At 42.9% G+C, this 14606-nt stretch carries 14 protein-coding genes; 8 read left to right on the top strand and 6 right to left on the bottom strand.

Going from position 1 to position 14606, the window contains the following annotated elements; translation table 11 throughout:
* Positions 1–34 precede the first annotated feature (34 nt).
* The 5 genes from bioB to bioD are packed head-to-tail and all read left to right on the top strand — an operon-like array spanning position 35 to position 4456.
* A complete protein-coding gene (gene bioB / locus VQ643_RS02870) occupies positions 35–1090 on the top strand; it encodes a biotin synthase BioB (protein ID WP_414197765.1) in 1056 nt (351 codons plus the stop codon).
* A 40-nt stretch (positions 1091–1130) separates the two neighbouring features.
* Complete coding sequence (gene bioF / locus VQ643_RS02865) at positions 1131–2300, top strand: 8-amino-7-oxononanoate synthase (protein ID WP_414197764.1); 1170 nt, start codon at positions 1131–1133, stop codon at positions 2298–2300.
* A complete protein-coding gene (locus VQ643_RS02860; protein ID WP_414197763.1) occupies positions 2290–2991 on the top strand; it encodes an alpha/beta fold hydrolase in 702 nt (233 codons plus the stop codon). The genes bioF and VQ643_RS02860 overlap by 11 nt, the downstream gene beginning before the upstream one ends.
* Positions 2988–3776 (top strand): malonyl-ACP O-methyltransferase BioC, encoded by a 789-nt coding sequence (gene bioC, locus VQ643_RS02855; RefSeq protein WP_414197762.1) that lies wholly within the window; start codon positions 2988–2990, stop codon positions 3774–3776. Before VQ643_RS02860 ends, bioC begins: the two co-directional genes overlap by 4 nt.
* A gap of 2 nt (positions 3777–3778) precedes the next feature.
* Positions 3779–4456: a dethiobiotin synthase gene (gene bioD / locus VQ643_RS02850; protein ID WP_414197761.1), complete on the top strand. Its 678-nt coding sequence runs from the start codon at positions 3779–3781 to the stop codon at positions 4454–4456.
* Here bioD and cobA read toward each other — a convergent pair.
* Positions 4426–5244: a uroporphyrinogen-III C-methyltransferase gene (cobA, locus tag VQ643_RS02845; RefSeq protein WP_414197760.1), complete on the bottom strand. Its 819-nt coding sequence runs from the start codon at positions 5242–5244 to the stop codon at positions 4426–4428. The two genes, bioD and cobA, sit on opposite strands and share 31 nt — an antisense overlap.
* Positions 5245–5401: 157 nt before the next feature.
* Positions 5402–6037, bottom strand: coding sequence for an SCO family protein (locus VQ643_RS02840; protein WP_414197759.1), 636 nt, complete (start codon positions 6035–6037; stop codon positions 5402–5404).
* 219 nt (positions 6038–6256) lie between these two features.
* On the opposite strand from VQ643_RS02840, the gene lpxO reads away from it, so the two are divergent.
* On the top strand, positions 6257–7153 hold the full coding sequence (gene lpxO / locus VQ643_RS02835; RefSeq protein WP_414197758.1) for a lipid A hydroxylase LpxO: 897 nt from the start codon (positions 6257–6259) through the stop codon (positions 7151–7153).
* A gap of 90 nt (positions 7154–7243) precedes the next feature.
* Here lpxO and VQ643_RS02830 read toward each other — a convergent pair whose 3' ends face one another.
* The 4 genes from VQ643_RS02830 to VQ643_RS02815 form a co-directional block, all read right to left on the bottom strand.
* Positions 7244–8353 (bottom strand): cytochrome-c peroxidase, encoded by a 1110-nt coding sequence (locus tag VQ643_RS02830; RefSeq protein WP_414197757.1) that lies wholly within the window; start codon positions 8351–8353, stop codon positions 7244–7246.
* On the bottom strand, positions 8353–11139 hold the full coding sequence (locus VQ643_RS02825) for a TonB-dependent receptor plug domain-containing protein (protein WP_414197756.1): 2787 nt from the start codon (positions 11137–11139) through the stop codon (positions 8353–8355). Before VQ643_RS02825 ends, VQ643_RS02830 begins: the two co-directional genes overlap by 1 nt.
* 74 nt (positions 11140–11213) lie before the next feature.
* Positions 11214–11717 carry an RNA polymerase sigma factor gene (locus VQ643_RS02820; protein ID WP_414197755.1) on the bottom strand — a complete coding sequence of 168 codons (504 nt, stop codon included), beginning with the start codon at positions 11715–11717 and terminating at the stop codon, positions 11214–11216.
* Between the two features lie 67 nt (positions 11718–11784).
* Positions 11785–12366 carry a GNAT family N-acetyltransferase gene (locus VQ643_RS02815; RefSeq protein WP_414197754.1) on the bottom strand — a complete coding sequence of 194 codons (582 nt, stop codon included), beginning with the start codon at positions 12364–12366 and terminating at the stop codon, positions 11785–11787.
* 265 nt (positions 12367–12631) lie between these two features.
* Here VQ643_RS02815 and VQ643_RS02810 point away from each other — a divergent pair, with 265 nt between their 5' ends.
* Complete coding sequence (locus VQ643_RS02810; protein ID WP_414197753.1) at positions 12632–13033, top strand: cytidine deaminase; 402 nt, start codon at positions 12632–12634, stop codon at positions 13031–13033.
* 549 nt (positions 13034–13582) lie between these two features.
* Entirely contained in the window at positions 13583–14569 is a 987-nt protein-coding gene (locus VQ643_RS02805; protein ID WP_414197752.1) for a serine/threonine protein kinase, read from the top strand.
* The last annotated feature ends 37 nt before the right edge of the window (positions 14570–14606 follow it).

Here is a 14606-nt window from a genome sequence, read left to right as displayed (position 1 = left end):
TTCTTAGCCTAGCGGTAAACAATAAGGAATGCCCATGAGCAGCTCAAATACCGTTGTACGCCATGATTGGTCTCGCGCTGAAGTAAAAGCGTTATTCACTCAACCTTTCAATGATTTACTGTTTCAAGCACAAGGCGTTCATCGCCAACATTTCAATGCTAATCGTGTGCAGGTTTCTACTTTGCTTTCGATTAAAACGGGGGCTTGTCCAGAAGACTGTAAGTATTGCCCGCAATCAGGCCACTACAATACGGGCTTAGAAAAAGAAAAGTTAATGGAAGTACAAAAGGTACTTGAAGAAGCCCAACGTGCCAAAGAACTCGGCTCTACACGTTTTTGCATGGGCGCCGCTTGGAAACATCCAAGCGCTAAAGATATGCCTTATGTGCTAGAAATGGTCAAAGGCGTAAAAGCGCTTGGCATGGAAACCTGTATGACCTTGGGCCGCCTAGATCAGGAGCAAACCCAAGCGCTAGCGCAAGCAGGTTTAGACTATTACAACCACAATCTAGATACATCGCCTGAATTTTACGGCAATATTATTACCACACGCACTTATGGTGATCGTTTACAAACCCTTAACTATGTCCGCGAAGCAGGTATGAAAATCTGTTCAGGCGGAATTTTGGGCTTAGGTGAAAGCTTAGATGATCGTATTGGCCTGCTAATACAATTGGCAAACCTGCCAGAACACCCAGAAAGCGTACCTATTAACATGCTGGTTAAAGTCGAAGGTACACCATTAGAAAACGAAAAAGATGTAGATCCTTTTGACTTTATTCGCATGCTAGCTGTAGCACGCATCATGATGCCAAAATCGCATGTTCGTTTATCGGCTGGGCGCGAGCAAATGAATGATCAAATGCAAGCTTTAGCCTTTTTTGCAGGAGCGAACTCCATCTTCTACGGCGAAAAACTGCTAACCACTGGCAACCCACAAGCAGATAAAGATCTATTGCTATTTGAACGCCTAGGTATCAAGCCTGAAGAGCGCGAAGAATATGCCGATGAAGTGCACCAAGCCGCCATTGAGCATGCCTTGCAAGAGCAACGCGATGCTTCTATGTTCTATAACGCTAGCAATGCCTAACAACAATGCTACTCGTTAAGAGTGGCATTATGTGAATACCATGAGTTTTGATCTTTCTGCTCGCTTAGCACAACAACAAGCACAGCACTTATATCGCCAACGCCCCTTACTAGAAAGCCCACAAGGCGCACAGGTGATAGTTGACGGTAAAACCTATATTGCCTTTTGTTCTAACGATTATCTGGGTTTGGCCAATCATCCACAACTGGTTAGCGCCTTGCATGCAGGCGCACGTCGTTATGGTGTGGGCGGTGGCGCTTCGCATCTTGTGATTGGACATAGCCAAGCGCATCATCAATTGGAAGAAGCCTTAGCCCAACTAACACAGCGCCCACGCGCTTTACTTTTTAGCACAGGCTATATGGCTAACTTAGCGGCTATTACTGCGCTTGTTGGCAAAACAGATAGTCTGTTACATGATCGCCTCAACCATGCATCCTTGCTTGATGCGGGAATTTTAGCAGGCGTTCGTTTCTCACGTTATTTACATAACGACATGCAAAGCCTTGCGCAGCGGCTTAGCAAAGCGCAAGGCAACACCTTGGTTGTAACTGATGGTGTCTTCAGCATGGATGGAGATCTGGCCAATCTGCCTGAAATAACCAAGCTCAGCAAAGCGCATGGCGCTTGGTGCATGGTAGATGATGCCCACGGTTTAGGTGTATTAGGCGCACAAGGCGGCGGCTGCGTAGAGCATTTTGGCCTAGGCCTTGCCGATGTGCCGGTACTGGTTGGCACCTTAGGGAAAGCCTTTGGCAGTTCTGGTGCTTTTATTGCTGGCAGTGAAGAACTGATTGAATACATGATTCAATTTGCCCGCCCCTATATTTACACCACTAGTCAATCCCCTGCTATTGCCTGTGCTACCTTAGAAAGCTTAAAAATCAGCCAAGCTGAGCCATGGCGGCGCGAGCATTTAAAGGCGCTGGTAAAGCAGTTTCGTGAAGCCATCTTGGCAGCGGATATTCCTTTATTAGACAGCCCAACTCCAATTCAGCCCATTATTGTTGGTGATAGCAGCAAAGCGATGCAACTTGCCGCAAAATTACGCGAACAGGGTTTAATTGTAAGCGCCATTCGCCCGCCTACAGTTGCACAGGGTAGCGCTCGACTACGTATTACCTTAACAGCAGCCCACACAACAGCGCATGTTGAGCAGCTAACAACTGCCTTAATTTGTACATGGCAGGAGATACTACGTGAAAGTTGAGCTATTACCTGGCTGGGGCATTGATGCTAGTGCACTAGCACCTCTACAACAGGCACTACAGAGCCTCTTGCCAGACGCCAATATTAATGTGCATACGCTGCCTTTATGGAGATCCAATCAGCTTGAAGAAGCGCTCACGTTAACAGAGCAAACTCTAGCAGAAGATAGTTGGCTTGTTGGTTGGTCCTTAGGCGGTATGCTCGCGATGCAACTCGCTGCCCGCCAAGCAAAACGCTATAAAGGCATTATTAGCCTTGCGAGCAACGCCAGCTTTATCGCCCAAGACACTTGGCCATATGCAATGCCAAGTACAGTATTTGAGGCTTTTTTAACTGGTTGTAAAGAGCAACTGAGCAGCACCTTAAAGCGTTTTGTCATGCTTTGCGCTCAAGGTTCAAAAGATATCAAAGCAGTGCGCAAACAACTGCAAACAATCCAAGATTTATCTGCTGAGCAAGCAACCTTTGGCTTAGAAATTCTTGCTCAACTTAATAATCAGCCTGTATTGCACTGCTCTATTCCACAGTTACATCTGCTAGCTACTGATGACGCCCTTGTACCTGCTAGTGCCATAAAACCAATGAGCCAAATAACACATTGCATAAGCCTGCAAGGCGGCCATGCGTTTGTGCTGGAGCAAGCAACCTTTTGTGCAGAAAAAATCAGCGAATTGATGCAGGCACACCCATGAACTATTGCCTACCCGACAAACAGTTAGTTGCCCAGTCATTCTCTAAAGCCGCCAGCACCTATGATAGCGTTGCACACTTACAACGCCTTGTGGGCGAACAATTATTAGCACAACTTGTGATTCAGCAGCCCATTACACAATGGGTTGATTTAGGTGCAGGCACAGGTTTTTTTAGTCGCCAATTACAACAGCAGTTCCCCCAAGCAACAGGTACTTGTCTAGACCTAGCCTTTGGCATGCTGCAACAGGCCAAAGCACGACGAAGCGCACACTATTATATTGCGGGCGATGCAGAGAACCTCCCGCTAGCCGTTAATAGTACTGATCTGCTGTTTAGTAGCTTAGCCTTACAGTGGTGCAGCGACTTTTCTAAAGTACTCAGTGAAGCGGCCAAAGTACTCAAACCTAATGGCATTTTTGCATTTAGCAGCCTATGTACAGGCACACTGCATGAGCTAAAGCATAGTTGGCAGCAGGTTGACAATGCCGTGCATGTTAACCAGTTTCGACAGTTTTCAGATTATCAGCACCTTTGCCAAAACAGTTGTTTGAGTATTGTTCAGTTAGAACAAAGAGCCCATGTGTTGCACTACCCACAACTACGTGGACTTACCCACGAACTCAAATACTTAGGTGCGAACAATCTCAATCGAGGACGCAAAACAGGGCTCAGTAGCCGTCAGGATTTACTTGCGCTCACTCAAGCTTATGAGAAGTTTCGCCAGCCTCAGGGGCTACCTGCTACCTGGCAAATTGTGTATGGCGTATTACGAAAAGAAGGTTAAACATGCAGGCGTACTTTATTGCAGGAACAGACACTGATGTAGGTAAAACCAGTATAGCCGCAGGACTACTCTGCCGCGCGCAACAACTAGGTTACGCCACACTGGCAATCAAGCCTGTGGCTTCTGGTTGCCAACAAACCGCTGACGGGCTACGTAACAGCGATGCGTTAGCATTAATGGCCGAATCTAGCCTTAAGCTGAATTATGAGCACATCAACCCTTTCGCCTTTGCTCCCGCAATTGCGCCACATATTGCTGCTCAAGAGTCTAATACCGAATTAAGCGTACACGCTCTACAACCAGCTATTGATCATGTGCTCGCGCAACAGGCGGATTTTGTTGTAGTAGAAGGCGCAGGTGGCTGGCGAGTGCCGTTATCGGCTACTGAATTTTTATCTGATTTGGCAAAAGCTATTAAGTTACCTGTTATTTTAGTAGTAGGCGTGCGCTTAGGTTGCATTAGCCATGCGTTACTCACTGCAGAAGCCATTAAAGCTGATGGGCTTAAATTGGCAGGCTGGGTCGCTAATATTATTGACCCTAACACCTCTCGTCTACCAGAAAACTTGGCTACGTTAACACAGCTGATGCCGGCTCCTTGTCTTGGCGTAGTTCCTTTTCTAACGCCAGCTAATGCAGATTCTGTTGCTCAGCATGTGGATTTATCTGTACTAAAATAGGATGGAAAATTCAAACTAGCAGGGTCAAATAACCCTACTACTTGCCCAATCACAATCAAACTAGGCGGCTTAGCTTGCTGTAATTCTGCTAGCGCTGGTAAATCTGCTAAGTTGGCACGTAGTACTTGCTGCTTGGCGTAAGTCCCATTGCCAATTAACGCAGCAGGCGTAGTTGCGGCTAAGCCAGCTGCTTGTAATTGTTGGCTAATAGTTGCCAAGGCACTGAGCCCCATATAAAACACTAGGGTTTGGCCTGGTGCAGCTAAACGCTGCCAATCTAGAGCTAACTCGCCATCTTGCTGCAAATGCCCAGTAATAAACTGGCAAGATTGCGCCACTCCGCGATGAGTTAACGGAATACCTGCATAGGTTGTACAAGCAGAAGCGGCTGTAATCCCAGGTACTACTTGGCAAGCTACTTGATACTTTAATAAATGTTCTAGCTCTTCACCACCACGCCCAAAAATAAAAGGATCACCACCTTTTAAGCGCACGACTCGTTTACGCTGCTTAGCTAAATCAACCAGTAATTGGTTAATTTGTTCTTGTGGCAAACTATGGTTACCTGCTGTTTTACCAACATAATATTGCTCACAATGAGAAGGTAAACTCTGCAGAATTTCAGGATTTACCAGGCGATCATAAACAACCACGTCAGCCTGTCCTAATAAACTCCAAGCTCTAAGTGTTAATAGGCTGGGATCACCTGGTCCTGCGCCAATTAACGCCACCTCACCTACTGGCAAAGTACTTAACCACGTGCTGGGAATGACTAATTGGCTGCTCATGCGACTGTCTCTATCAAGCTTTTTAGTGTTTTTAATGGCTTGCAGAGTAGGTAGATGCTGTTTTAATTACCAATAAATATTACGCATTTATTTATAAGAAAAAGGAATAAACAATTTACAAATATGGAATTTAATGCATAAAAACCTTATTTGAAGATCACTTAATCAGTTGAGGCAAGGCGCGCACAAGCTTTTCAATATCTAAAGGCGCGCGAATAAAACCCCGCTGAACCCCAGTAGGATCAAGCAAGGCAAGATTACCACTGTGATCAACAGTGTAATACTCCTTAGACTTATCCCCAGGCACAAAAGGAATGCTCATGCGGCTACTCAATACTTGAATATCACTCATTTTCCCTGCATAACCAATAAACTCAGGATCAAAAAACTTCATATATTCTTTAAGTTGCTCAGGTGTGTCGCGATCAGGGTCAACACTGATCATAACGATACGTAATTTATCTTTGGTAACCTTGGGCAACTTTTGTTTAATTTGGCGCAGTTCAGACAAGGTTGTAGGGCAAATATCAGGGCAAAAGGTATAGCCGAAAAATACCAGCGTCCATTGGCCTGTTAAATCACTCATCAGCTGTTCTTTGCCATCACTGCCAGATAAGGTTACGGCTGGAATGTCACGAGCTTCGGGTAATAGTATAATGCCAGCTTCATTGAGCTGAGCAGAATGATCTTTATTTTCTAATGCCACTTGACCTACTAGCACTCCCACAACAACGGCAGTCAAGATAGCAAGCAAACTGAATATAATAGGGCGGCGATTTAATATTGAAAACATGGCTGACTCACCTTAGTCATGCTAAGCATATAGCTCATAATCAGACTTAATGGCGCTAATTACAAACCCTTGCGACATTAAGACGCTACATAATATATGCTTAAAATAACTTATTTATTTATATCTATTTATTTCAGAATATTTAATAAAACTATTTTTTTTGCTACATTGGCTAGCTTCATTTTTACCTTCCTCGTTTGGTGTCTTAGGTCGCTGACCATGAAATATATAGTTCTGGCTATTTTTATATTGAGCGTGTTTTATGTTCAGTATCGTGGGCGAGTACGCTATAAGTTTTTTCGCCAATTCGCCGATCATTCAACATTTATGGCGCCTATCAACGCTTTTATGTACTTATTTTCAAAAGTACCTAATAAACCTTACCTGCCTACTGCCACCTTTCCAGAATTGCAGATTTTACGTGATAACTGGCAAATGATCCGTGAAGAAGGTTTACGTCTGCAAGAAATGCAACGTATTGCCGCCTCAGACAAACGTGACGATGCTGGCTTTAACTCCTTTTTCAAAACTGGCTGGAAGCGGTTTTACCTTAAATGGTATGAAGACAATCATCCCTCTGCTATTGAGTTATGCCCTAAAACCACGGAGTTGGTGCGTAATATTCCTAGTATTAAGGCAGCCATGTTTACGCTATTACCTGATGATAGCCGCCTGCCTCGTCATCGTGACCCTTATGCAGGCTCCTTGCGCTACCATTTAGGTATTGCCACGCCTAATGACGACCGTTGTTTTATTAATGTTGATGGCATTTCTTACAGCTGGCGTGATGGCCAAGATGTTATTTTCGATGAAACCTTTATTCACTATGCAGAAAATAAAAGCGGACAAGATCGTTTAATTTTCTTTTGTGATATTGAGCGGCCAATGAAATATCACTGGGCACAAAAGATAAATTATTTTTTAGGTCGTTATCTTCTCAGCGCGGCGGCTGCGCCCAATGATGAAAACGACCGTACAGGCGGGATAAATCGCGTCTTTAAATATTTATATAAAATACGTGAACAAGGTAAGCGTCTTAAAAAATACAATAAAACGCTCTACTACACGGTTAAATGGGCCATTATTCTCGGAATTTTATGGCTAATTTTTGGTTAGTTTAGTGTTCTAAAAAAACCACCTAGCCTGAGCTGCTGCCCCTAAAAAGATGTGCAGCTTTTTAGGGGCAGCTTATTCAGTATTTTTTGTTTATAAGCTTTGTAGGAATGCTTTTAATGCAAACAACTCATCTGAATTGAGCTGTAAAGGCTGTAGTAGCGGTGACTTTTTCGGAAATAAGGGATCCTTTATTTGCTCAGCATTAGGTGTAATTGTGGGCATGCCAGCATTATACATATTTAAAATACCCTCAAGATTAGGGAATAGTCCATTATGCATCCAAGGTCCTGTTCGGCTCACTAAACGCAATGATGGTGTGCGAAAAGCCCCCACATCTTCTGCTTTAGCTGTTACCTCATAGCGCCCTAAGTCCTCATACTTGCGACCATAATAGGTCAGCCCTAAATTATGAAACTGCTGATCAGATAAAGCAGCACCTTGATGACAATTTAAACAGCGCCCTTTTGTTCGAAATAAATGCAAACCATATAGTGCTTGGTCGCTTAACGCTGTATTCTGCCCCTGCATAAAACGCTCAAAGTCTGTGTCTTTAGGTAGCAAACTGCGTTGATAGGTTGCTAGAGCCTGCCCAACATAAATAGCCTTTGGTTTATCGTGGAATACCTGCTCAAAGTACGCAATATAGGTGCTATCAGCTTGTAATCTGTGCTCTAATTCTTGAATGCTAAACGCCATTTCCACTGGGTCAATAATAGGGGCAAGCGCCTGTTCTTCTAAGCTTGCTTTGCGCCCATCCCAAAATAACAGCTCAAACAAACTACTGGCAACTACAGAAGGCGCATTCCGTCTCCCTTCTTGCTGTGCATGCCCAATAGATACACGCCGCGCATCCGCAAAGGCTAACCGTGGTTCATGACAACTGGCACAAGATACTTGCTTTGAACCTGATAAAAGAGGATCAAAAAATAACTTTTCACCCAAGGCGCGCTTAGCTTCAGTAAAAGGATTTGATTCAGGCGATAGCGCTTGCTCAGGTAAGGCTGCTAATTCTGTCCACGTTATATTTTCCTCAATAAAGGGCGCTGGCCAGAGTGCAGGGGCTTGGCTATACCATTGGCGTAAACAGGTAAAGTCTACGCCAGCGGCATGCTCAATAACGCACTTTGGCTGAGTTTCTGCTTTAGCTAAGTTGTAAAGGCTAAAGCTAAATATAATCAAAAGAAAATAGGCAAAGCGCATTAAAACTTATACCCAACTTCTAACCAAAATTGACGACCTATCTCATAGGTTTCTACTGAATTCAACCCAGACGTATTACCCATCACACTACGTGCATTTAATAGATTGTTGATATCCACATTAATAAATACAGATTGATCTTGCGCTAAGTATTTCTCCCAGCCTAAACGCATATCCCAAGTGAAGGCCTTGGAGTAATGCTTTTCTTCATAGACATCAATAGGCGTGCCTTGGTACTCCATCTTCTCACTGGTTTTCACAATTTGTGTATAACCATCACGTAAGCGGAAAAAATTAGTCACTGTTAAATCCAGCGGCTCTATATAGCTAATCAAATTAGCACGCAATGTCCATGGGCGGTTATAGTTTGCAGCGGGTCTATCTCGATAACGAATAACACTCCCTTTATAGCTAATATAAGGGTTGTCTTGATAACGCTCGCTGTCATAATCAGACAAACCTTCCTCACGATAACTAGGCGCTGAACGCTTACTTTGCCTAAAGTCCAAGGCGACCAAAACATTATGCTGCATACCCGCAAAATCAAGCAGTTGATTATTCTGTGCGGTGATAGATAGGATACGATCCTTACTTTGCCCATTATTCGTATAAACTTTAAAGTTCTTAGCCAAGTTAGGGTCTGTTGGCTCTACTCCTGCGCGCTTACCTGTAACTTCAATCACTTGTTTTTTACCCTCGCGCTGCACCACTTTAATACCAATATCAGCCCATCCCATGCTTTGCTTAAAACCAAGCATTAACTCGTCGTCATAAGGCACATCAAGCTTTTGAAATAAACTATTATTAGGTGCATGAGCAGTAGCTTGCCAAGGACTGTTGATATCTGTGCGGCGCTCAGTAAAACGTAAACGATTACGCCCATCCTCTAAGCCCCAAGCTGCTATACTTCGCCCATAATAGCGGTTTACACCTGCAGTAATTACGGAACTACTGTCATCAAACACATCAAATTGCATGCTTAACCGTGGGGCAACTGTTGTTTTTTGCATAAAGCTGTCATTGTCTATACGCAAGCCAGGACGCACACTAAAACGGCCAAAACTCATATCATCTTCAATATAAGCGCCTAGTTCTCGCGTACTAAACGAAAACTCACCTTGTTTAAAACTGGTTCGTTGTGAAAGATACTGGCCTGGAAAACCTTTTATAGTGGTGCCCATAGAACAGGCATTATCTAGGGTTCCATCGCTTCGGATACAAGTATTGGTTGATTTCGCCATTACATAGGTATTACTTTCAGTGACACGCTCATAGTTATACTTTTTCCAGCTGAAATCTAACCCAGCACGAATACGGTGCGTAGTATTAGCGAAGGCTATAGGATGCAGTTTCATGTCGAATTTGTACTGCCAGCTTTTTTGCTTTTGATCAACATTGCCATAGCCACCTTCAAGGCTCATAGTGCTAGGCTTGTTTCCTATTCCCCAAGGCTTAGTCTCACTTTTTTGCCAAGTAAACCAATCGTCACTCTCTGAGCGGCGGCTTTGTTCTAAAGCGCCATACAAGACACCATGTTCATAAATTGCCCAATCACCGTCCCAGCGCCATGTGGTACCTAGTTGCATGCCTCCATTTTTAATGTCATAGCCTGAATTAACTGAGTTTGCTCTAAAATATGAACTCGTACTTGGCGCATACGTAATAGTGCTATCAATACTTAAATGGTCCGATGCTTGCCACATGCTTTTAAGAAAATAATTATCAATTTTTCTATGCTGCTTTTCCTCGTAGTACCCCATAGTATCGACATTATTGGCAGAATATAAACTTAAAGGAATAGTTGATAGTTTGCGGTCAAAACTTCCGATCATGCCAAAGTTATCTGTTAAATAACCTTCCAAAGTGCCTCTTATAGTCAACTTAGTAAACTTAGGCTGCATAGAATCGCTACCTGAGTTTTCAAATGCGTCCTCTTGGCTCTTATGAACATGATATTGCGTCCATGCATCCATTGTGGTTTGCATGGAAAACTTGCCATGTAAGCCATCAGCTTTGGGTTTACGTGTTTTGGTTTCTACCACCCCACCATTAAAATGGCCATAGGCTGCAGACACATTACTGTCATGCACGGTAATTTCTTCTAACAAGTCAATATCTAGTGCCATCCCTTGGCTTTGGCCTGGTACTGCATCTAAAAGATGGTGCTGAGAACGCCCTGGATCTAAGTCATTATTCATGTTGAAGCCATCAACAACAAAAGCATTTTGATAAAACTTAGCGCCGTTAATACTGATGTTAGCGGGATTAATTTCACCAGGAGTAAAGCTACTTAGCTGCTTATCATCAAACTGCACATGAGGATTAAGCTTAAGCATGCTAGTAATATCTCCATTGCCTGACGGCATACGCTCAATCAACTCTCGATTAATCGTCATACTGCTTTGATATTCATCTATTTGCGCCGTAATTAACATATCAGGTGTTTTAATTGGCGCGCCTTTATTAACTGTAGAAATAAGAATCTGATCGTTTGCATCTAGCTTCCAAGAAAAACCTGTGCCATCTAACATCTCATTAAGTACTGCTGGAAGTGTTGCTGACCTATTGAAATGTATATTTTTGTGAATTTGTGGAATATCTTTTTCCAACTGCACAGTGATGTGTGCCTGTTTAGACAGTTGTTGCAAGGCATCAGATAAGCTGTGGGCTTGTAAAGAAAATGGATAAGTAGCGGTTAGATCAATCTGAGCATACGCAATATTGAAGGCTGAAGACGCAGCCAATAGGCAGCTGCAAAACCAGTATTGAGCGGATTTGTGTAACACCTGAGCACCTTTAAAAGATAATGATAATCAATAACTTTTAAAGACGTATCTACTTGAGAAAATTTCAAACTTTTTTACTTTTTATTATTTTGGCTAAGAAAACAGCGGCAATTTTGTTCAAATAGATTCAATAACCTGTGCACCTGTCCTAAAGAAATCCCTGCTACATCAGCAACTTGCACCATGGTATAGCCCTGTTTGTAGTACAAACAAAAAATTTGCTGTAAACGTTTAGGTTGGCTATCAAGCATCTTGTGCAATATCTGCTGGCGTTCATCTAAAGTGAGTGAATCAGATGTCAGCGTACTTTGCTGTATGCTCAGCAAATAAAACTCCTCTAGCTTATTAATGGATAATTTATGCGTGCGTAGATGATCAATAACAAGGTTATGTGCCATGCGAAACAAATAGCTAGAAGGACTTGCTATCTTAGATTTTTGCGATTGGGCAAGTTTTAACCACATATCTTGGATAATATCTTGAGCTTGCTCACCGTCACCTAATAACCGTATTACATACTTTAGTAATCGTTCTCTTTGCACATAATAGATAGCTAGCAAGGATGCAGTGCTGTCCAAGGCGGGTACCTTTAAAAACTACCAACCATACATTGAATGATAATTATTATCAAATATGTTTTTAAGACTATAGCTCTTTTACCTGATAAGACCAGCTCGTTACTCGCGTTAAACCTGCAGTTAACCATGACTTTTGCTTGCGTCTTTCCACAAAGCCATGCCGCTTATATAGCGCAGCAGCCGCCAAATTGTTTTGGGCCACATAGAGTGAAAGATGCGATTTTTTAAGTAAATTACGTGCGTAGTGTTGGGCGTAGTCCAAAATGACTGATCCTACCCCTCGTTTTTGCTGATTCTCTGCAACAGCAATATACGCAATATAGGCTTCTTTTTTATTGGGCTTGTAATCAAATAAACTACAGACTAGCCACATTCTACACACACTAAACAAGCCATAGTTTTTGATTAGGCTTACATACCTAAGCTGTGGTTTTTTACGCGGCTCAACGCGGGGCATGTTGCTAATAATAGCGAAAGTAGCAATAACTTGACCTTGGTTTTTTATAACAAATTGAGCCTCATACTGATTTGCACTGTGCAACAGCCACAGCTGTTCAAATAGGGCTAGCTGCTGAACTTCAGATAAGGACTGAATAGAACTAAACTTGCTCGAGAATGCTGTAAATACAAGTCTAGCGGCTAATTTCATATCAGCCTCCTCTAGCTCAGCAACCTGCAAAATAGACTGAGTTTTTGAGCAATACAAGTGCTCATTCATAGGCGCATACATATTTGTATTGACGATTTATTAGACCTTTTATAATAATAGATAGAGTAGTCGATCTAATAATAACTATCGAGTAGTTTTTAACCTATCTGTCGGTATTCTTACTAAAAAACCAGCCTACACCACTGCTTTTTCATAGCCGCATCACTAGCTAATTAACAATCTTAAACTTCATGTAGGGTCTTATATGAATATTAATCTTGATCTAAAAAAAATTGCACTTAAGGTGGCAACGCCTAAACAACTTAATGGTTATATTGGTTATGGCCACGTTGGCGCTGCCATTCAAACTGATGCTGGAAATGTGTACACCGGGGTCAGTATTGATACTGCGTGTTCTTTGGGCTTTTGTGCTGAGCATGCTGCTGTGGCAGAAATGCTTAAACATGGAGAGTGCCGCGTAAAAGCCTTTGTTGCTGTAGACAGCCAAGGTAATGCACTGCCCCCATGTGGCCGCTGTCGAGAGCTAATTAGTCAGTTAAATAAGCACAATCGTAATGCCCTAGTAGAAGTGCAAAATGGCGTGGTGGTTAGCCTTGCACAGCTTTTACCTTATGACTGGAAAGAGCATTTGCCAAACCCTTGGTAAGCACTAAGCTCGCTTTGCTATTTTGCTCTAAGGATAGTTCTGCGCTGCGCACTGTCCCTGTTCCCCGTTGCCAGAGCAATGTCTAATATTAAAGCTGTAAAATGTATTTTCGATTTAACTCTCAACTTAGGCTTACACTAAGGCTAGCTAACAATCCTGTGTTGTTCAAAATACCTAAAATACATGACCCGTTTAGGCAGTTAAGTGAAAGCTCTAGATTGAGAACGCATCAGCTTGCAGCCAACGCCTACTTATTTTGCGCATTAGCCTTAACTTAAGACGCATAATCTGTTCTGCTGTGCTAAACACCCGCTGCTACAATCACGCTCTGTCTAGATATACTACCCTGCATCTGAGCGACTAGTGGCGGCATTATCAAACTGTGCTAACGCCATATTTTGATAAAGTAAATCTTTCATATAATTTGTTTAAATTCAAAGCGCTAGAGAAGATGATAAAAAATTAGTGTTTTCTGAAGTGAAGCACTTGCATCTGCTTAGATAAAGGACAATGCTAACAGCATTTAGCCGCCTAAATGTCGAGGGCAATATGTCTGAACATCCTTTTGCAGCATTGTCGCCTGACCTTGTGTTAAATGCTGTTGAAAGCTTAGGGCTGCTTTCTGATGCACGCATTATGCCACTTAATAGTTATGAGAACCGCGTGTATCAAGTGGGTATCGAGGAACAAGCGCCTGTCATTGCTAAGTTCTATCGTCCAGAGCGTTGGACTAATGCGCAAATTCTGGAAGAACATGCATTTACTGCCCAGCTAGCTGACTGTGATGTACCTGTTGTTCAACCTTTAATATTTGATCAGCAAAGTTTATTTGAATTTGAAGGCTATCGTTTTGCCTTATTCCCGCGCCAAGGGGGTTATGCTCCAGAACCTGGCAATCTTGAGCAGCTCTATCGGCTCGGGCAATTGCTAGGTCGCATGCATGCCGTAGGTGCTAGCCACAAGTTTAAGCATAGACATAGTCTTAATGTGCAAACGTACGGCATAAAAGCCCGCCAAACGTTGCTTGATAGCCATTTTATTCCAAAAAAGTTACAGGCGGACTGGGAAAAGGCCAGTGCTCAGTTGGTTGAAAAAGTGTCGCATATCATGCGCCAGCGTCCATATCAGGCAATTCGTATTCATGGTGACTGTCACCCTGGCAATTTACTATATCGCGATGAGGCTTTTTTTATCGTGGATTTAGATGACAGTAAAACAGGGCCTGCCGTGCAAGATTTTTGGATGTTGTTAGAAGGTAGCTATGAGGAGCGTTGTCAGCAAATTAGTGAGCTAATTGAGGGCTACCAAGAATTTTGTGATTTTGATTACGCACAATTGCATTTAATTGAAAGCCTACGAGCGCTGCGCATGTTAAGTTATAGCGCTTGGCTTGCTCTGCGCTGGAGTGATCCCGCTTTCCCCAAATACTTTCCTTGGTTTACCTCTGAACAGTATTGGTACGATCAATTATTGGCACTGCGAACACAGATAAAGACTTTGGAAGAGCCTGCTCTGCGCTTAGCAAATCTTATTTAATAATAATGGAATGGGGCACAACTTAAAGCAATAACGA

Origin of the sequence: Pseudomonas sp. F1_0610, assembly GCF_047470865.1 — a bacterium.
In the GTDB taxonomy this organism is placed as follows: domain Bacteria; phylum Pseudomonadota; class Gammaproteobacteria; order Pseudomonadales; family Pseudomonadaceae; genus JAZDRH01.
This window is presented reverse-complemented; position numbering and strand designations above follow the sequence as displayed.